The 16,821-nt window shown below is 68.3% G+C and carries 18 protein-coding genes; 1 reads left to right on the forward strand and 17 read right to left on the reverse strand.

Going from position 1 to position 16,821, the window contains the following annotated elements; genetic code table 11:
- Positions 1-10: 10 nt before the first annotated feature.
- From BG90_RS07615 to BG90_RS07655, 9 genes are all read right to left on the reverse strand, one after another.
- A complete protein-coding gene (locus BG90_RS07615; RefSeq protein ID WP_025989574.1) occupies positions 11-2,041 on the reverse strand; it encodes a site-specific DNA-methyltransferase in 2,031 nt (676 codons plus the stop codon).
- 369 nt (positions 2,042-2,410) lie between these two features.
- The gene (locus BG90_RS07620) at positions 2,411-3,538 is read right to left on the reverse strand and encodes a porin (RefSeq protein ID WP_081469676.1); all 1,128 of its coding nucleotides are present in this window, start codon (positions 3,536-3,538) and stop codon (positions 2,411-2,413) included.
- Between the two features lie 322 nt (positions 3,539-3,860).
- A complete protein-coding gene (locus BG90_RS07625; protein WP_010113085.1) occupies positions 3,861-4,538 on the reverse strand; it encodes a response regulator in 678 nt (225 codons plus the stop codon).
- Positions 4,539-4,548: 10 nt separating this feature from the next.
- Positions 4,549-5,928, reverse strand: a complete 1,380-nt coding sequence (locus tag BG90_RS07630; protein WP_010100591.1) for a sensor histidine kinase — start codon at positions 5,926-5,928, stop codon at positions 4,549-4,551.
- Between the two features lie 75 nt (positions 5,929-6,003).
- On the reverse strand, positions 6,004-6,858 hold the full coding sequence (locus BG90_RS07635) for an ABC transporter permease (protein ID WP_010100589.1): 855 nt from the start codon (positions 6,856-6,858) through the stop codon (positions 6,004-6,006).
- 27 nt (positions 6,859-6,885) lie between these two features.
- Positions 6,886-7,683, reverse strand: a complete 798-nt coding sequence (locus tag BG90_RS07640) for an ABC transporter ATP-binding protein (protein ID WP_010100587.1) — start codon at positions 7,681-7,683, stop codon at positions 6,886-6,888.
- 94 nt (positions 7,684-7,777) lie between these two features.
- Positions 7,778-8,791 (reverse strand): ABC transporter substrate-binding protein, encoded by a 1,014-nt coding sequence (locus BG90_RS07645; RefSeq protein ID WP_010100585.1) that lies wholly within the window; start codon positions 8,789-8,791, stop codon positions 7,778-7,780.
- Positions 8,792-8,949: 158 nt separating this feature from the next.
- Positions 8,950-9,471 (reverse strand): DUF2938 domain-containing protein, encoded by a 522-nt coding sequence (locus BG90_RS07650; protein ID WP_010113081.1) that lies wholly within the window; start codon positions 9,469-9,471, stop codon positions 8,950-8,952.
- A 22-nt stretch (positions 9,472-9,493) separates the two neighbouring features.
- Entirely contained in the window at positions 9,494-10,345 is an 852-nt protein-coding gene (locus tag BG90_RS07655; protein WP_010113079.1) for a class I SAM-dependent methyltransferase, read from the reverse strand.
- Positions 10,346-10,420: 75 nt separating this feature from the next.
- Between BG90_RS07655 and BG90_RS07660 the strand changes: the two genes are divergently transcribed.
- Positions 10,421-10,849, forward strand: coding sequence for a helix-turn-helix domain-containing protein (locus BG90_RS07660; protein ID WP_010113077.1), 429 nt, complete (start codon positions 10,421-10,423; stop codon positions 10,847-10,849).
- A 226-nt stretch (positions 10,850-11,075) separates the two neighbouring features.
- Here BG90_RS07660 and fliR read toward each other — a convergent pair whose 3' ends face one another.
- From fliR to BG90_RS07700, 8 genes are all read right to left on the reverse strand, one after another.
- Positions 11,076-11,858, reverse strand: a complete 783-nt coding sequence (fliR, locus tag BG90_RS07665; RefSeq protein ID WP_010100579.1) for a flagellar biosynthetic protein FliR — start codon at positions 11,856-11,858, stop codon at positions 11,076-11,078.
- Between the two features lie 62 nt (positions 11,859-11,920).
- On the reverse strand, positions 11,921-12,193 hold the full coding sequence (fliQ, locus tag BG90_RS07670; protein ID WP_010100578.1) for a flagellar biosynthesis protein FliQ: 273 nt from the start codon (positions 12,191-12,193) through the stop codon (positions 11,921-11,923).
- 10 nt (positions 12,194-12,203) lie between these two features.
- A complete protein-coding gene (gene fliP, locus BG90_RS07675) occupies positions 12,204-12,965 on the reverse strand; it encodes a flagellar type III secretion system pore protein FliP (protein WP_010100577.1) in 762 nt (253 codons plus the stop codon).
- Positions 12,966-13,035: 70 nt separating this feature from the next.
- Positions 13,036-13,665 carry a flagellar biosynthetic protein FliO gene (gene fliO, locus BG90_RS07680; protein ID WP_045568106.1) on the reverse strand — a complete coding sequence of 210 codons (630 nt, stop codon included), beginning with the start codon at positions 13,663-13,665 and terminating at the stop codon, positions 13,036-13,038.
- A complete protein-coding gene (gene fliN / locus BG90_RS07685; protein ID WP_025989572.1) occupies positions 13,662-14,159 on the reverse strand; it encodes a flagellar motor switch protein FliN in 498 nt (165 codons plus the stop codon). Before fliN ends, fliO begins: the two co-directional genes overlap by 4 nt.
- Positions 14,152-15,150 carry a flagellar motor switch protein FliM gene (fliM, locus tag BG90_RS07690; protein ID WP_010100565.1) on the reverse strand — a complete coding sequence of 333 codons (999 nt, stop codon included), beginning with the start codon at positions 15,148-15,150 and terminating at the stop codon, positions 14,152-14,154. The genes fliN and fliM overlap by 8 nt, the downstream gene beginning before the upstream one ends.
- A gap of 26 nt (positions 15,151-15,176) precedes the next feature.
- Positions 15,177-15,677, reverse strand: coding sequence for a flagellar basal body-associated protein FliL (gene fliL / locus BG90_RS07695; RefSeq protein WP_010100563.1), 501 nt, complete (start codon positions 15,675-15,677; stop codon positions 15,177-15,179).
- Between the two features lie 393 nt (positions 15,678-16,070).
- Positions 16,071-16,793: an LrgB family protein gene (locus BG90_RS07700; protein WP_010100561.1), complete on the reverse strand. Its 723-nt coding sequence runs from the start codon at positions 16,791-16,793 to the stop codon at positions 16,071-16,073.
- Between the last annotated feature and the right edge of the window lie 28 nt (positions 16,794-16,821).

The raw sequence follows: 16,821 nt of genomic DNA on the forward strand, positions 1-16,821 counted from the left end.
CGTGCGCGCATCAGAGGCTCCGGATGCGCTTCACGCCGTGCTGCTCGAGGATCGCCGACAGGTTCACCTTTGCGACGTCGTCGGTGAAGCCGCTGTCGCGGAACACGCAGGTCACGTCGCGCGCGTGCGCGGCCGACGCGGCGAGCAGCTCGACGATGCCAGCGCCCAGCGCGTCGGTCGCCGCGCGATCGATGTGCGCGTCGAAGCACGCGACGATCGCGCCGTCGATCACGTAGACCGCCTTGCCGGCGATCGTCCGCGCTTCGATCGGCGCGCACAGGTCGAGGCCGAGCTTCAGCATCAGTTCGTACAGCAGATCTTCGTCGGAACGGCTCGGCTTGATGTGCTCGACGGCCGCGAGCAGCGACTGCTGGATGTCGTCGCCGCGCGGATCCCACTCGGAGACGTTCGTCGAATCGAGCTTGAACACGCGAAAGCCGAGATCGGCGCGCACGCCCGGATGCTCGGCCGCGATCCTCGCCGCCGAGCGCCGCAGCCGCTCCTTCGTCAGCTCGGCGAGATTGAGCGGCCTGCGCCGCGCCGCGCAGAAATCGGCGGCGGCCTTCTGGTCCTTGCTGTCGGCGTCGAGCGGCTCGGGCAGCTGCACGAGCGCGTAGCGGCGGTTGCCGCCGTCGGCCGCGTTGAGCGCCATCACCGCGTGCGCGGTCGTGCCCGAGCCGCCGAAGAAGTCGACGATCAGGTCGTTGCCGTCCGTGCACCAGCCGATGATCGACGCGGCGAATTCGACGGGCTTCGGCTGATCGAACGGAATCTCGAGCGATTTCAGGAGCGCGTCGTCCGAGCCGCCGAACGGCAAGACGGACGGCACGTTCTCGTACATGTTCTCGTCGAGGAAGTAGATCCGCTGCGGCTGCGTCGTCTCGTCCGCGCCGAATTCGACGAGCCCCTTGTCGAGCAGCGCCTGCATCGTCGCGGGCGGATTGCGCCAGCCGCGCTCGGGCACGGGACACGGCCGGCCCGTCACCGGATGCACGAGCGGCACGAAGTAGTCGTCGGGCGCCTTCTTCTTGTTCGGCCACGCCATCGACACGAGCCTGTAGACGCGGCCGTCGGCCGAGATCCGGTCGTACATCGCCTCGCCGCCCGACAGCGTCGTCTGCGACTTCACCCAGCTCCGGTACGCGACGTTCGCCTCCGCGATCGTCGACGCACCCGCGATCGCGCCGCGCGCCGCGTCGAGCATCCGCTGCGCGTTGCGCTTCGGGCGCTTGAGCGGCGCGCGCTCGAACAGCAGCTCCGCGTCGCGCGCGAACAGCACGATCGATTCGTGCTGGTACGCGATCCCGCGCGCGTCGCCCTTCGGATTGCGCTTGTCCCACACCGCGACGCCGAGCTCGTTGTCTTCGCCGAAGATCTCGCGCATCACGAGCACGAGCGCGTGCTGTTCGTGCTCGTCGATGTGCACGGCGATCACCCCGTCGTCGGCGAGCAGGTCGCGCGCGAGCTTCAGGCGCGGATAGATCATGTTGAGCCAGTCCGTGTGGAAGCGGCCGCTCGCGTCGGTGTTGCTGCTGACCTTCTTGCCGCCCGTCGTCTGGCCGGTCAGCTCGAGATAGTGGCGCAGGCTGTCGGTGAAATTGTCCGGATAGACGAAATCCTTGCCGGTGTTGTACGGCGGATCGATGTAGACGAGCTTCGCGCGCCCCGCGTAGCTCTTCTGCAGCAGCTTCAGCACCTCGAGGTTCTCGCCCTCGATCATCAGGTTGCGGGTCGACGCCCAGTCGACGCTTTCGCGCGGGTACGGGCGCAGCGTGCCCGTCGACGGCGTGAGCGCGAGCCGGCGCGCGCGGCGCTTGCCGTGCCAGTTGAGGCCGTATTTCTCGTCGGCGTCGGCGACGGTCGGCGCGCCGACGAGCGCCGCGAGCGCGTCGAGGTTCACCGACGCGCCGTCCGGTCCTTCGGTCACCACGTCCGGAAAGAGCGCCTTCAGGCGCTCGACGTTCGCGGACACGAGATCCGCGGATTGCGCTTCCGGGCTCGCCGCATCGAGTTTTTGCATCTTCCTTCCCATCAATTGCATGTCTTCGCGCCGGCGCGCGCCCGATTCCCGGGCCCGCGCGGCGCGGCAAAGGCGAAACGCTAGCGATCCGTTCGCCGCAGGTCAAGGCCTTGCGGCCGGGGCAGCGGCGCGCGCCGCCGGGCGGGGGGCGCGGCATCGGCGCCGGGGATCGAGCCGCGTTCGGCGACGCAGATGTTTACCACAGGTTCGGAAGGCGGCCGTCTTTGCGCGGTTTTGCCGGTGCGGGTGCCGCGGATCGAAAACAAAAAGCCCGGCGTTGAGCCGGGCTGTCGAATACCGCATTGTCTCGCTGGAGATCGAGCGAACGGAACGGGAGAAGCGCAGGCGCGCGACACGGCCGCGTCGCGGCCGGCCGTACCACGCGGTGAATCAGAATCGCGTGCGGATGCCGGTCGTCAGCTCGAGCTGATTGGTTGCGCCGTGCGTCGACGCAACCGTGTAGCCGCCGTGCAGCCGCATGTAGTCGCCGGCGAGATAAAGCTCGGTGCGCTTCGACAGGTGATAGAACACCGATCCGTACAGCGTCTCCTTGAAGCCGTTGCCGACGCCGGACGTCAGGCTGAAGTTGCCGAGGTTCGCGTTCGGAATGTCGCCGTCGCTGTTGTACGCGGCGTTGTGCACGCGCATCTGCTGATAGCCGAGCTCGTAGTCGAGCGGGCCCTTCGGCGCGACCTTGAACGACACCGTCCATGCGTTGTCCTGACGCTGGCCGAGCGCGCCCTGATTGCCGAGGTAGCGGAAGTAGCCGGCGTTCATGCGGAAGATGTCGAACGTGTAGTTGCCGCCGACCGAGAACGACTTGTTCGTGTAGCCCGCGTGGTTCACGTGGTTGAAGAAGCCCGACACGTTGAATGGGCCGCCGTTGTAGCCGAGCGCGACCTGATAGGTCGAGTCCTGCGCGAAGCTCGTCGAATTGCTGAACGCGTAGCCCGCGCTCGCGAAGATGCCGTTGCTGAACAGCTTCTTCCACGCGAGGCCGTTGTTGTAGCGCGTGCCCGTTGCGCTCGCCGCGTAGAAGATCATCTGCTTGAAGTTGTTCGCGTTCGTCCAGCCGCCTTCCTCCGTCGTCAGCTTCGCCGAACCGTACGGGTCGCCGTAGATCGCCGACGAGTCGCGCGCGATCGTGTTCTGGAAGCCCGCGGTAAACTTGCCGATCGTGTCGTTTTCGATGCCGACCCACGCATCGCGATCGAAGATCTGGCCCGGGTCCTCCATCTGGCCGTCGCCCATCCGGTATTCGCTTTCGAGCCGGAAGATCACCTTCGTGCCGCCGCCGATGTCCTCCGCACCCTTCAAGCCCCAGCGGCTGCCGCTGAACCAAGGCTCGCCGCCGAGCCCCATGCCGATCACGTGATCGCCCTTCGCGTTCGCGTGCGACTGATAGGTGGGCACGCTCAAGTCGATGAGCCCATAGAGCTGGACGCTCGACTGCGCGTGCGCTTGCGGCGCCGCACAGGCGGCCGTCGCGATGGAAAGTGCCAGGTATTGTCGTTTCAAGATCGTCCCCTCCGATATCGTGTTGACCGCCATTCTTTCGTACTACGCAGCGTTGGCCGCGCCTACGCGATGCGATGCGCATCGAACGGCCACGTCATCGTAGTCGGCGCAATCCTTCGCGCCGCTTTCGCGCGAGAGTCGGATATCTCGGGATAAACACGGGGTGGTGCTCGTCGTTCCGATGCGTCAGGCGCACGAGCGCCGTCGCGCGACGCGGCACTGGCAAACGTCGGACGATTCGCGAAGCAGGACGAACTAATTGTGCGCGGACAGCCGGTGCGCGCGCCGCGAGCGTACGGCGTGCGGCGAATCGAGCGGCGGCCTATTCGGCCGCGTCCTTCGTTCGAAGAATGTAGCCGAGCCCGCGCAGCGTGATGATCTGCGCGGCCGAGCCGGACAAGTGCTTGCGCAGCCGGTGGATGTAGATGTCGATCGCATCGGCGCTCGGCTCGTCGTCGAGGCCGTACACGCTGTCCATGAGGCGCGCCTTCGACACTGTCTTGCCCTGCTGCAGCATCAGCGTCTCGAGGATCGCGTGCTCGCGGCGGCGCAGCACGAGCGGCACGCCGCTGCATTGAAACTCGCGCGTCGCGAACAGGTAGACGAGATCGCCGCACGCGAGCTGCGTCGCGCCAACGCCGCATTGCCGTCTGATCAGCGCACGGATCCGCGCGACGAGCTCGCGCGACTCGAACGGCTTCACGACGTAATCGTCGGCGCCCGCGCTGAAGCAATCGACCTTGTCGTCGACCGAGCCGTGCGCAGTCAGCATCAGCACGGGCACATTGTCGCCGCGGCGGCGCAGCCGCGCGAGCAGCTCCTTGCCGCTCATGCCGGGCAGCCGCATGTCGAGCAGCAGCGCGTCGTAGCGCTGCGCCTTCAGCACCGTGTCCGCGCTCTCGCCGTCCGGCGCCGAATCGACGCCGAAGCCTTCGCCGCGCAGCAGATCGACGATCCAGTGCGCGAGTTCCGCATTGTCTTCCACGAGCAGCAGTTTCATCGAGACTCTCTCAATTGCGATAGGCGGGCAGGCGCACGGTCATCTTGACGCCGCGGTTGCCGGGGCCCGTCGCGAGCGCGACCGTGCCGCCGTGCGACTGCGCGATCTCTTCGACGATCGCGAGTCCGAGGCCCGTACCTTCCTCGTCCTTCGCGACCCGGTAGAAGCGCTTGAACACGTGCGGCCGCGCTTCGGCCGGAATGCCGGGGCCGTCGTCGACGACTTCGAGCGCGACTTCATCGCCGTCGCGCCGCGCGCTCACCGTCACGCGGCCGCCTTCGTGCGTATAGCGCACCGCGTTGTCGACGAGATTCATCAGGAGCGCCGACAAAAGGCTTTCGCTGCCCGCGACCTGCAGGTCGTCGTCGAGCTCCGCGCCGAGATCGATGCGGCGGCGCTCGGCCAGCACGATCGCCTCTTCGAGCACGCCGGACACGACGGCCGCGATTTCGACGCGCGCGTTCAGGCGCGCGGACGACGCCGCTTCCGCGTGCGCGAGCAAGAGCAGCTTGTCGGTGACCTCCGCCATCTTGCGGCTGCTGCGCTGCATCGACGCGAGCAGTCCGGCGAGCGCCGCATCGTCGTTCTCGCGCTGCCGCGCGCACTGGATCTGCGTGTCGATCACCGCGATCGGCGTGCGCAGCTGGTGCGCGGCGTCGGCGATGAAGCGGCGCTGCGTCGCCGCATGCAGGTTGAGCCGCGCGACGCATTGATTGATCGCGTCGACGATCGGCCGCAGCTCGAAATGCAGCCGCTCGGTGCGGATCGGCTCGAGCTCCATCGGCCCGCGGTCCGCGACGTCGTCCTTCAGCTTCATCAGCGGCCGCAGCTCGAACGTGAGGCCGAGATAGACGAGCGCCATCGCGAGCGCGAGCATCAGCGCGAGCCGCCAGAGCTGCGGATGCCAGATCGCCGCGATCATCATCTGCCGCGACGTCTGCGTCTTGCCGACGACGACCGTCACCGTCTCCGTGTCGCCCGCGTTATACAGCTCGCGCGTGTATGCGACCGCGCGGATCGCGAGCCCGTTGAGCGTCGTATCGAACAGCACCGGCTGCGCGCCGGGCCGGGTCGCGGCGGGCGGGCCGTCGAGATCGGGGCTGCCGGCGAGCAGCCGGCCGCCGCCCGTACGAACCTTGTAGTACACCTGGTCCTGCGCGGGCGATTCGAACAATTCGAGCGCCGCGGGCGGCACGTTCGCGACGAGCGCGCCGCTTTCCCAGTCGACGTCCTCCGCGATCGCGCGCGCCGACGCGACGAGCGCGCCGTCCTGCACGAGGTCGGCCGTCTTGCGCGCGGTGTCGTACGACATCGCCCCCGCAATCACGACGAATACGGCAAGCGGCAGCAGCAGCCACCAAAGCAGTCGGCCGCGCAGGCTGTGCGACATGCCGTTATCTCCCACATTCCAGCCCAAAAACGAAACGGCGCACCGAAGATGCGCCGTTTCGCTGATGCATCGTCTTCAGAACGCGGCGGGCCGCCACTTCAGGAGCCGCTTCTCGAGCCGCGTCAGCAGGAAGTCGGCAGCGAGCGCCACGACGGCGAGCACGATCATCGCGGCAAACACGCCGCTCGCGTTGAACGCGCCCTGAGCGGTCGAGATTAGCAGGCCGATGCCTTGCTTGGAACCCAGAAATTCCCCGACGACCGCGCCGACGAGCGCGAAGCCGAAGCTCACGTGCAGGCTCGCGAGAATCCAGCTGAGCGCGGACGGAATCACGACGGACGTCGTGATCTGCCGGCGCGACGCGCCGAGGATCTGCGCGTTCGCGATCAGATAGCGGTCCGCTTCGCGCACGCCCTGGAACGCGTTGCCGAACACGACGAAGAACACCATCACGACCGCGAGCGCGATCTTCGACGCCATCCCGAGGCCGAGCGCGATCACGAATATCGAGCCGAGCACGACGCGCGGAATCGAGTTCGCGATCTGGATGTAAAGACCGAACACGTCGGCGAGCAGCTTGTTGCGGCCGAGCACGATTCCGCAGAAGACGCCCGCGACCGAGCCGATCAGGAAGCCGGCGATCGTCTCCTCGAGCGTCACCCAGACCTGCAGCAGCAGCGGGCCCTGCGACGTGCCGTTGACGAACCAGTCCTGGATCTGCGCGACGATCAGCGACGGCATCGAGAAGAAGAACGGGTCGATCCACTTGAGCCGCGCGGCGATTTCCCAGCCGCCCAGCGTGACGACGAGCACCGCGATGCGCAGCCCGACGATCAGGTGCCGGCGCCGCCGCAGCCGGCGCTGCGCGGCGCGCTCTTCGTCCTCGAGCGATGTGGTGGGGGTGGTGCCGAGCGGCGTCGGAAGCGTCATGTCAGTCATGCTCCAGTCCTTTCCTGTTTATCCGATCTGCACTTCTTCGCGCAGATCGTGCCAAATGTCCTTCGAGATTTCGATGAAGCGCTGCTCGTAGCGCACTTCCGACGTGACGCGCGGGCGCGGCAGGTCGATCTCGTACACGCGCTTGAGCGTCGCCGGGCGCGACGTCAGCACGAATACACGGTCCGCGAGCGCGATCGCCTCTTCGAGATCGTGCGTGACGAACACCACCGAGCCCTTGTTCGCCGACCAGAGCTGCAGCAGCTCGTCCTGCATCAGCGTGCGCGTCTGCATGTCGAGCGCCGAGAACGGCTCGTCCATCAGCAGGATTTCCGGCTGGTTGATGAACGTCTGCGCGAGCGCGACGCGCTTTCTCATGCCGCCCGACAACTGGTGCGGGTAGTGCTTCGTGAATTTGTCGAGCCCGACGCGGCGGATCCATTCCTCCGCCTGCGCGTACGCGGATTCCTTCGAGCGGCCGCGAAACATCGGGCCGGCCGCGACGTTGTCGATCACCGTGCGCCACGGGAACACCGCGTCGGCCTGAAACACGAAGCCGATCCGGGGATCGATGCCGTCGACGGGCTTGCCCATCACGCGGACCTCGCCCGACGCGGGCTTGAGGAGCCCCGTGATCATGTTGAGCGTCGTCGATTTGCCGCAGCCCGTCGGGCCGACGATCGCGACGAATTCGCCGCGCGCGACCGACATCGTGAAGTCGTGCAGCGCGACGGTTGCACGGCCGTCCGGCGAGATGAAGCGGCACGACACGTTGCGAAACTCGATCGCGGGTGCATTGGCCGAAACATGTTGATTCATCGCTTGAAGTCCTGCATCGAAACCGGCGCCTCCGTGCGGCGCCGGCGGCCCTCGTGAGCCTGGTTCAAAACTGGCTGCTTGTCGTTCGGATCGCTTACTTCGCGTTCACGAACTCGTTCGTATAAGTCTTCGACAGATCGATGTGCTTGCCCTTCACCGAAGGATTGAACGCGGACAGCACCTTCAGCACGGTCGCCGGACCGTCGGCGGGCATCTTGCCGTCGGGCGTGTACATCGGCAGCGACGCCTTCAGCGCGCTCGCGTAGAGCGCCTTGTCCTTCTGGTAGTCGGCGGGCATCTTCGCGGCGATTTCTTCCGCGCTGTGCGTGTGGATGAACTGCATCGTGCGCGCGAACGCATGCGCGAGCTTCGTCGCCTCCGCCTTGTGCGTGTCGGCCCATGCGGACTGCACGTACAGGCTCGCCGCCGGATACGTGCCGCCGAGCGCGGCGCGCGTGCCGTCGAGCGTGCGCATGTCGACGAGCGCCTTCGCGTCGCCGCTCTTCTCGAGCACCGACACGGTCGGCTCGGTCGTCATCCCCGCGTCGATGCGGCCCTGCTTCACCGCGGCGATGAAGCTCGCGTCCGCGCCGACGGGCAGCATCGTGTACTGGTTCGCCGCGACCCCGTGCTGCTGCGCGAGGTACTGCGTGAGGAAGCTCGTCGACGAGCCGAGGCCCGTCACGCCGAGCGTCTTGCCCTTCACGTCGGCCATCGACTTGATCGATCCGGCCGCCTTCGTCGACACCATCTCGACCTCGCCCGGCACCTGGCAGAGCACCGCGATCGCCTTCACGTCCTTGCCCTTGCTCTGCAGGTCGATCGTGTGATCATAGAAGCCGACGACGCCCTGCACCGCGCCCGCGAGCAGTTCGTTCTCGGCGTCGACGCCGGCCGGCTGCGACTGCAGGTCGACGTCGAGCCCTTCGGCCTTGAAGTAGCCGAGCTCCTGCGTGAGGCGCGCGGGCAGGTAGATGAGCTTCGTGATGCCGCCCACCATGATCGTGATCTTGCCGCCGTCGTCGGCGAAGGCCGACTGCGAAGCGAAGCCGAAGGACAGGCCTGCCGCGACCGCGGCCAAGCTGAGCGCGCGAAGAGTGGTGCGCATCGGGAGTCTCCAATGTTGTCTGTATGAGGCGACGCTTGCTGCATCGTCGAGACGAGTATAGGGAGACGAAGCCTTCCGCAACCTTTCGCGGGCGCGGCTTTCTTTTAGGGGTTTTCCAGCAAGGCCGGGACCGGCGGGGCGGGGGCTGTCTGGTCGCGCTAACCCAAGCCCAGCATCGCAAGCGCGCCGAGCCGGTTCGCCGCCCAGCCCGCGCCGTACAGGCCGATGCCGAAGATCGCGTGCGTGACGACGCTATGGAAGCGCGCGGCCGCCGGGCGCGGCGTGCGGCTCGCCGCGATGCCGGCGCCCATCGCCGGCTGCATCACGAGAAACGGCGCCGCGACGCTGCCGATGCCGACGATAAGCGCGGGCCCGGGCGTCGGACGATACGCCCAGCCGAGCCCCCAGAGCGCGAGCAGCAGCGCCGCGAACGCGACGCCGATCAGGTAATGCGCGAGCCAGCCGATCGCGCGCTCGCCCGGCACGCGCGGCGACGCGGCGATCGGCGCGTGGCGCAAGCGTCCGCGCGCCAGATGGCCGAGCCAGCGGCCGACGAGCCCGTAGTCGAGCGACGGAACGCCGAAGCACCGTTTGCGCACGAGCGCCCAGACGTCCATTGCCGCCGTCGCGCCCGTGCCGATCAGCAGCGCGCAGACCGGATAAGCGAGCGCGCCAGACACCGGCCGCCTCCTTGCGCTGGGATCACTTTGCCGGCGCCCGGGCGCCGGCCAGCCAGCACGCGGCCGTGAAGCGCACGTCGGCGCCGCGCACGTATGGATCGAAAGCGGCGCGGACCGCGTCGACGACCCGTGCGCGCGCCGGCTCGTCGAGGTCCGGAAGAATCTGGCCGACCGGACCGAGCCGGCTGAAATGGCCGGCCAGCTCCCGTGCGGGCAGCGTGCACTCGACGTCGATCGGCCGCACGTCGATTCCGCACCAGCCGCTTTCGGCGAGGATCGACTGGACCCGCCGCCCGTCGCCGAAGAAGAACTGGCCGGGCGCGTCCGGCTGCCGGGCGGGCAGGTTCGGCAGCAGCGGCGCGGCGGCGCGTTCCGCCGTCGTCATGAATGGATTCTCCGCGGCGCTGCGCCATGCGACGAACGCGAGCGCAGCCCCGGGCGTCGCGGCGTGCAGCAGGTTCGCGAATGCGTCGACGGCGTTCTCGAAGAACATCACGCCGAAACGCGAAATGATCGTATCGAAGCTCGCCGGCGCGAACGCATGGGTCTGCGCGTCCGCGCGAACGAAGCGCGCCGGCGCGCCTTCGCGCTCGGCGCGGCCGCGCGCGGCGGCGATCAGCGGCTCCGACACGTCGACGCCGACGCAGCGGCCCCGCTCGCCGAGGAGCCGCGCGACGGCGAGCGTCGTCGCCCCTGCGCCGCAGCCGACGTCGAGCACATGCCGCCCGTCGCCGGCTCGCACCGCCTCGACGAGCAGCTCGGCGAACGGCTCGAACATCCGGTCGAGCACCTGCTGCGCGTCGACCCACGCGGCACCCGCGCGGCCGTTCCAGTGGGCCGCCTGTCCGTTGTCGGTCCGATGCGTGACGTTCATCGTCGTTCTCCAGTGCTTGCCTTCGAGAGGCCGGAGCTACACTGTGCCAATTCAAGTCGACTTGAGGTCAAGAGCGTGGCAAACCTGGATATCGCCGAGGTCGCGCAACAGTCCGGCGTGCCCGCGTCGACGCTGCGGTTCTACGAGGAAAAGGGGCTGATCGCATCGACCGGCAGGCGAGGGCTGCGCCGGGTGTTCGACGCCCGCGTGCTCGAACGGCTCGCGCTGATCGCGCTCGGGCGCGCCGCCGGCTTCTCGCTCGACGAGATCGCAGCGATGTTCGACGCGCAAGGGCGGCCGAGCATCGACCGGAAAATGCTCGCGGCGAAGGCGGACGAGCTCGACGGGACGATCCGCAAGCTGATCTCGATGCGCGACGGCTTGCGGCACGCGGCCGCGTGCAGCGCGCCGAGCCACATGGAATGCCCGAAGTTCCGCCGTATCCTGAGGGCCGCGTCCGGCGCGCGCAAGACGAAGAAGGCGCCGCTGCCGCCGCGCGGCTAGGTTCGGAAGTTTCGGAGGGCGCGCGCCAGAACGCCGTCGTCGCCGTTGCCTGTGCCGTCGGCGAAGGCAGGGAGGAAGGCCGGGATGGAGGCAAAGCGGGTGCCTGCGGCCGATGGCCGGCAACCGCCGCTGGACAGCCCGGCCGCACGGCGCATCGCCGCAGGCTTCGTTCGTATCGGCGTGTTCACCGGCGCGCCGCGCTCCAGCGCCGCCGCGCGTGCACCGCTCAATGCAACCCGGCCGCGACGCGCCCGACGAGATCGACGCCGGTATCGAAGAGCCGCCCGACGAACGGAACCAGGTTCGGCGCCATCAACTGGACAAGCAGCAGGCCGACCAGCATCGTCACCGGAAAGCCGACCTGGAAGATCCCGATCTGCGGCGCGGCGCGGTTCAGGATCCCGAGCGCGAGGTTCGCGATCAACAGCGCGGCGACGACGGGCAGCGCGAGCAGAAGCCCCATCTCGAAAATCGCCGCGCCGAACGCAACGATCGTCTGCCAGCCGGGCGCGCGCAGCAGGCCGGCCGAGATCGGCACGAGCCTGAACGAATCGACGAGCGCGGCGAACACCTGCAGATGCCCGTCGAACGCGAGAAACGCGAGGATCGCGATCGCGTTCAGGAAGCGGCCCATCACGGGCGTCGCGCCGCTCGCGTGCGGATCGAAGAAGGTCGCGAAGCCGAGCCCCATCGACAGGCCGATGATGTCGCCCGCCGCCTCGATCGCGGCGAACACGATCTGCATCGTGAAGCCGAGCGCCGCGCCGATCAGGAACTGATTGACGATGATCCACACGCCCTGCGCGGAGAACACGGTGACGACGGGCATCGGTCCGAGCGTCGGCGCGACGACGAGCGCCATGAAGCCCGCGAGCCCGATCTTCACGCGCACGGGCGTCGCGCGGTGGCCCGTCACCGGCGCGGTCGCGACGAGCGCGAGCATCCGCACGAACGGCCACAGAAACGCGGTGAGCCAGCCGTTCAGTTGCGCGTAGGTGACGGAGAACATCGGTCGATGGCGGAAGCGGGGCGGGGCGGAAAAAGCGGACGAGAGCGCCGCGCTCGGCGGCATCAGCCCGCGCCGAGCGTCGCGACGCGCAGCAGGATCTCGCGCAGGTAGTCGGTCATCGTCGACAGCATCCACGGACCGGCGATCACCATCGTCGCGGCAACCGCGAGCAGCTTCGGGATGAACGACAGCGTCGCCTCGTTGATCTGCGTCGCCGCCTGGAACAGGCTCACGACGAGGCCGACCGCGAGCGCGACGAGCAGAAGGGGCGCGGCGAGCAACAGGCCGATGTACATCGCCTGATGCGCGAGCGTCATCACGTTTTCGGGGGTCATCTCGCCTCTCCTAGGTGAAGCTCTGCGCGAGCGAGCCGATCAGGAGCTGCCAGCCGTCGACGAGCACGAACAGCATCAGCTTGAACGGCAGCGACACCGTCGCGGGCGACACCATCATCATCCCCATCGACATCAGCACGCTCGCGACGACCATGTCGATGATGAGGAACGGGATGAAGATCGTGAAGCCGATCTGGAAGCCCGTCTTCAGCTCGCTCGTGACGAACGCGGGCACGAGGAGCGACAGCGGCACGTCCTCCGGCCCCTGCATCGGCGCCGCCTTCGAGATCTTCGCGAACAGCGCGAGATCGGTCTCGCGCGTCTGCTTCAGCATGAACCCCTTGAACGGCGCGGTGCCGCGCTGGACCGCCTGGTCCATCTGCAGCGTGCCTTCGGAAAACGGCTTGTACGCGTCGGCGTAAGCCTTGTCGAGCACGGGCGACATCACGAACAGCGTGAGGAACAGCGCGAGGCCGACGAGCACCTGGTTCGGCGGCGTCGACGCGGTGCCGAGCGCCTGCCGCAGCAGCGACAGCACGATGATGATCCGCGTGAAGCTCGTCATCATCAGCAGCATCGCCGGCAGGAACGACAGCATCGTGAGCAGCAGCATCGTCTGCACGCTCAGCGAGTAGGTCGTGCCGCCGTTCGGGCCGGGCGCCGAGTTCAATGCCGGCAAACCGGCCGCCTGCGCGCAGGCGAGCGCCGGCGCGAGGCCGATGGCGAGCGCGGGCAGCCAGCGCACGGCGCCGCGCAACAGGATGGTCTTCATCGAACGACGGTCGGAGTGGGCGCGCGCGGCGGAATGCGCGCGCGGCGCGACGAAACGAAGGCGCGACATCTCAGCGATCCTTGCCGCCGTCGCGCTTGAGGCGCTTCGCGGCTTCGCCGAGCATCGCGTCGCGAAAGCGCGCCCCGAAGGACGTGCCCGTGGGGTACTGGCCGAACGCGCCGGAGCGCGGCGTGCCGTCCGGCGCGCCGGGCATCCCGCCGCCCGCGGACACGCCGCCGGGCGCGCCGATCACCCCCGCCGAGCCGGCGGGCAGCGTGTGCAGCAGGCGCACGTTGCCGGGCGCGACGCCGAGCACGAGCCACGTATCGCCGATCTCGACGACGGTCGCGCTTTCCTTGCCGCCGACCGCGACGCTCGCGACGACCTTCAGCGCGCCGCCGCGACGAGACGGCTGGAAGCCGAAGCGCCGCGCGAGCCAGGCGCAGCCGAACACGAGGCCGATCACGATCGCGAGCCCGACGAGCGTCTGCAGCACCGCGCCGACGCCGAGCGACGGCGCGGCCGAACCGACGACGACGCCCGACGCGATCGACGCCGCGTGATTCACCGCGTTCATGTCGGCGGCCGATGCGGGCAGCGCCGCCGCGCCGCTCGCGAACGCGGCGAGCCCGGCGAGCGGGCGCGCGACGCGCACGGCCGGCCGGCGCGTCGAAACGAGCGGCGCGACGCGCGGTTTCATCGGTTCAGCTTCCGGATGCGTTCGGACGGCGTGATGATGTCGGTGAGCCGGATGCCGAACTTGTCGTTGACGACGACCACTTCGCCCTGCGCGATCAGGCAGCCGTTGACGAGCACGTCCATCGGCTCGCCGGCGAGCCCGTCGAGCTCGACGACCGAGCCCTGCGCGAGCTGCAGCAGGTTGCGGATCGCGATCTTCGTGCGGCCGAGCTCGACCGTCATCTTGACCGGGATGTCGAGAATCAGGTCGATGTCGTTGTGCGTCGACGCCGCCGCGGCCTTCGACAGCGGCCGGAACACGCCTGCGCCTGTCGCGCCCGGCTCGATCGGCAACTGGTTCTGCTCCGCGAGCGCGGCCGCCCAGTCGTCCATGCCGGCGTCTTCCTGCGGCGCGTCGGCGGACGCCTTGCCGGCCGCGGCGGCGCTCATCGCGGCGTCCGCGAACGCCTGTTCGTCGACGCCGTCGGTCTCGGGGGTCGAATTCAACTCAGTCATATCCACCTTCCTTCATCGTGTCGCTTGCGCTGACCATCTTCTGCACGCGCAACGCGTACTGACCATTGAAAATGCCGTATCCGCACTCCATCACCGGCACGCCGTCGACCTTCGCGGTGAGCGTCTCCGCGATGTCGAGCGGCAGCACGTCGCCGGCGCGCAGGTTGAGAATCTTCTCGAACGTCGTCGGGATCTCGGCAAGATCCGCGACCAATTCCACCTCGGCCGACTGCACCTGCTGCGACAGCACGCGCACCCAGCGGCGATCCACCTCGAGCGCCTCGCCCTGGATCGGCGAGCTGAGCACGTCGCGGATCGGCTCGATCATCGAGTACGGCATGCAGATGTGCAGCGTGCCGCCCGTCGGGCCGAACTCGATCGAGAACTGCGTGACGATCACGATCTCGTTCGGCGTCGCGACGTTCGCGAACTGCGTGTGCATCTCCGAGCGCACGAACTCGAACTGCAGCGGCCGCACGCTCTTCCACGCGACCGAGTAGTGCTCGAACACGAGGTTGAGCAGCTTGCCGATGATCCGCTGCTCGGTCGCCGTGAAGTCGCGGCCCTCGACGCGCGTGTGGAAGCGTCCGTCGCCGCCGAACAGGTTGTCGACGACGAAGAACACGAGGTTCGGATCGAACACGAACAGCGACGTGCCGCGCAGCGGCTTCACGTGCACGAGGTTCAGATTGGTCGGGATCGGCAGGTTGCGGGTGAACTCGCTGTACTTCTGCACCTTCACCTGGCTCACGGAGATTTCCGCCGTGCGCCGCATGAAGTTGAAGATGCCGATCCGCAACAGACGCGCGAAACGATCGTTGATGATCTCGAGGCCGGGCATCCGGCCGCGGACGATCCGCTCCTGCGTCGCGATGTTGTACGGGCGAACGCCGGACGCTTCGGCCGGTTCGTCGGCCGAGTCGTCTTCGCCCGTGACGCCCTTGAGGAGTGCATCGACCTCCTCCTGGGACATGAATTCTTCGTGGCCCATGCGCGTTCGTTCCTTTGCCGGCGGCGTTATTGAACGACGAACTCGGTAAACAGCACGTCGTCGATGCGCGCGCTCCGATTGCCGGGCTGGGTCGGCTGCTCGATCAGCGTCTTCAGCTCGTCGGCGAGCGCGCGCTTGCCTTCGAGCGTCGCGAGCTGCTCGGGGTGCTTGTTCGACAGCGCGAGCAGGATCCGGCTGCGCAGCTCCGGCATGTGCTGGGTCAGGTATTCCTGCGCCTTCGCATCGGTGAGCTTCAGCGACAGACCGACGCGCAGGTAGTGCTGGATGCCGTCGTCCGACTGCAGGTTCACGGTGAGCGGCTCGAGCGCGAAGAAGACGGGCACCGCGAGCGGCGCGGGCGCGCTCGGCGCCGCGCCGCGCACGCCTTCCTTCGCCAGCACGAAATACGTGCCGCCCGCGGCGGCGGCGGCGGCGACGAGCCCGATCAGCAGGATCAGGACGAGGCGCTTGAGCTTGCCGGACGGGGCCGGTTTGTCGACGGTCGGGTTTGCGGTCGTGGTAGCCATGGCGTGCATGCGAGAAGACTCTAGGTAGCCTGCATTGTTCGGCATCCGAGCCAGGCGCGATGGGCGGAATAGAAGGGGGATTTGCGGCTATCTCAGCCGTTTGTTCGTCGCTCGGGCGGGCGGGACGGGACACGATCGGGTCGAACGGGCGCGGGCGGGACAGGGCGATGCGGACGGCGGAGGCGGGCGGAAGCCGCGAGCGGGCGTGTCATCATCGGGGCTGGAAGCGCGGAAGCGGCGGGCGGAGCGGCACTGGAGGCGGGCCGCCGGCGCGGCCGGACGAATCGGGTGGCTCGACGCCCGTCGGGCGCGCATCGTGAAAACCGACGGCAGAACGACGGGACGACCCGGCGCGCGTCGCGGGCGCGCCCGGCCGGACCGCGGACCGGCAAGTCAGATCGGCAGCAGCGTCAGCAGCGGCGCGATCAGCACCATCGCGACGCCCGCGATCATCATCGTGAGGCTCGACACGACGCCTTCCTCGCTGCCGATCTCGCGCGCCTTCGCCGTGCCGACCGCGTGCGCGGCCGCGCCGAAGAGGGCGCCGCGCGCGAGCCGCGAGCGCAGCGGCACGAGCGCGAGCACGAACTCGCCGACGAGCATCCCGCAGATTCCGGTCGCGATCACGAAGAGCGCGGTGAGGTCGCGCGGCGCATGGATCTTGTCGGACACGGCGAGCGCGAACGGCGTCGACACCGAGCGCGTGACGAGGCTGCGCTGCAGTTCGGGCGACAGGTGCAGCAGCTTCGACAGCAGCAGCGACCCGCAGATCGCGACCGTGATCCCGACCACGACGCCGACCATCAGCGAGAACCAGTGACGCTTCATCAGCGCGCGGTATTCGTAGATCGGCACGGCGAACGCGATCGTCGCCGGGCCGAGCAGCCACATCAGCCAGCGCGTGTCGCGGAAGTAGACCGCGTACGGGATGCCCGTCAGCGCGACGAACGCGACGAGGACGGCCGGCACGAGCACGAGCGGCGAGAAGAACAGCGTCTTGCGGTACGCGTAGAGACGCTTCGACGCGAAATAGAGCGCGATCGTCAGCGCGAAGCAGCCGGCGGAAATCGCGGCGCTCGCGGGCGCGGAAAGGAGCGAAGGATCGGGCGTCGTCATGATGCTCTCGGTGGAACCGGTGCCATAA

Origin of the sequence: Burkholderia oklahomensis C6786, assembly GCF_000959365.1 — a bacterium.
In the GTDB taxonomy this organism is placed as follows: domain Bacteria; phylum Pseudomonadota; class Gammaproteobacteria; order Burkholderiales; family Burkholderiaceae; genus Burkholderia; species Burkholderia oklahomensis.

Coding starts and splice junctions, on each gene's coding strand:
- BG90_RS07615 (WP_025989574.1), bottom strand. CDS start 2,041: ATGCAATTGATGGGAAGGAAGATGCAAAAACTCGATGCGGCGAGCCCG.
- BG90_RS07625 (WP_010113085.1), bottom strand. CDS start 4,538: ATGAAACTGCTGCTCGTGGAAGACAATGCGGAACTCGCGCACTGGATC.
- BG90_RS07630 (WP_010100591.1), bottom strand. CDS start 5,928: ATGTCGCACAGCCTGCGCGGCCGACTGCTTTGGTGGCTGCTGCTGCCG.
- BG90_RS07635 (WP_010100589.1), bottom strand. CDS start 6,858: ATGACGCTTCCGACGCCGCTCGGCACCACCCCCACCACATCGCTCGAG.
- BG90_RS07640 (WP_010100587.1), bottom strand. CDS start 7,683: ATGAATCAACATGTTTCGGCCAATGCACCCGCGATCGAGTTTCGCAAC.
- BG90_RS07645 (WP_010100585.1), bottom strand. CDS start 8,791: ATGCGCACCACTCTTCGCGCGCTCAGCTTGGCCGCGGTCGCGGCAGGC.
- BG90_RS07655 (WP_010113079.1), bottom strand. CDS start 10,345: ATGAACGTCACGCATCGGACCGACAACGGACAGGCGGCCCACTGGAAC.
- fliR (WP_010100579.1), bottom strand. CDS start 11,858: ATGTTCTCCGTCACCTACGCGCAACTGAACGGCTGGCTCACCGCGTTT.
- fliQ (WP_010100578.1), bottom strand. CDS start 12,193: ATGACCCCCGAAAACGTGATGACGCTCGCGCATCAGGCGATGTACATC.
- fliP (WP_010100577.1), bottom strand. CDS start 12,965: ATGAAGACCATCCTGTTGCGCGGCGCCGTGCGCTGGCTGCCCGCGCTC.
- fliO (WP_045568106.1), bottom strand. CDS start 13,665: ATGAAACCGCGCGTCGCGCCGCTCGTTTCGACGCGCCGGCCGGCCGTG.
- fliN (WP_025989572.1), bottom strand. CDS start 14,159: ATGACTGAGTTGAATTCGACCCCCGAGACCGACGGCGTCGACGAACAG.
- fliM (WP_010100565.1), bottom strand. CDS start 15,150: ATGGGCCACGAAGAATTCATGTCCCAGGAGGAGGTCGATGCACTCCTC.
- fliL (WP_010100563.1), bottom strand. CDS start 15,677: ATGGCTACCACGACCGCAAACCCGACCGTCGACAAACCGGCCCCGTCC.
- BG90_RS07700 (WP_010100561.1), bottom strand. CDS start 16,793: ATGACGACGCCCGATCCTTCGCTCCTTTCCGCGCCCGCGAGCGCCGCG.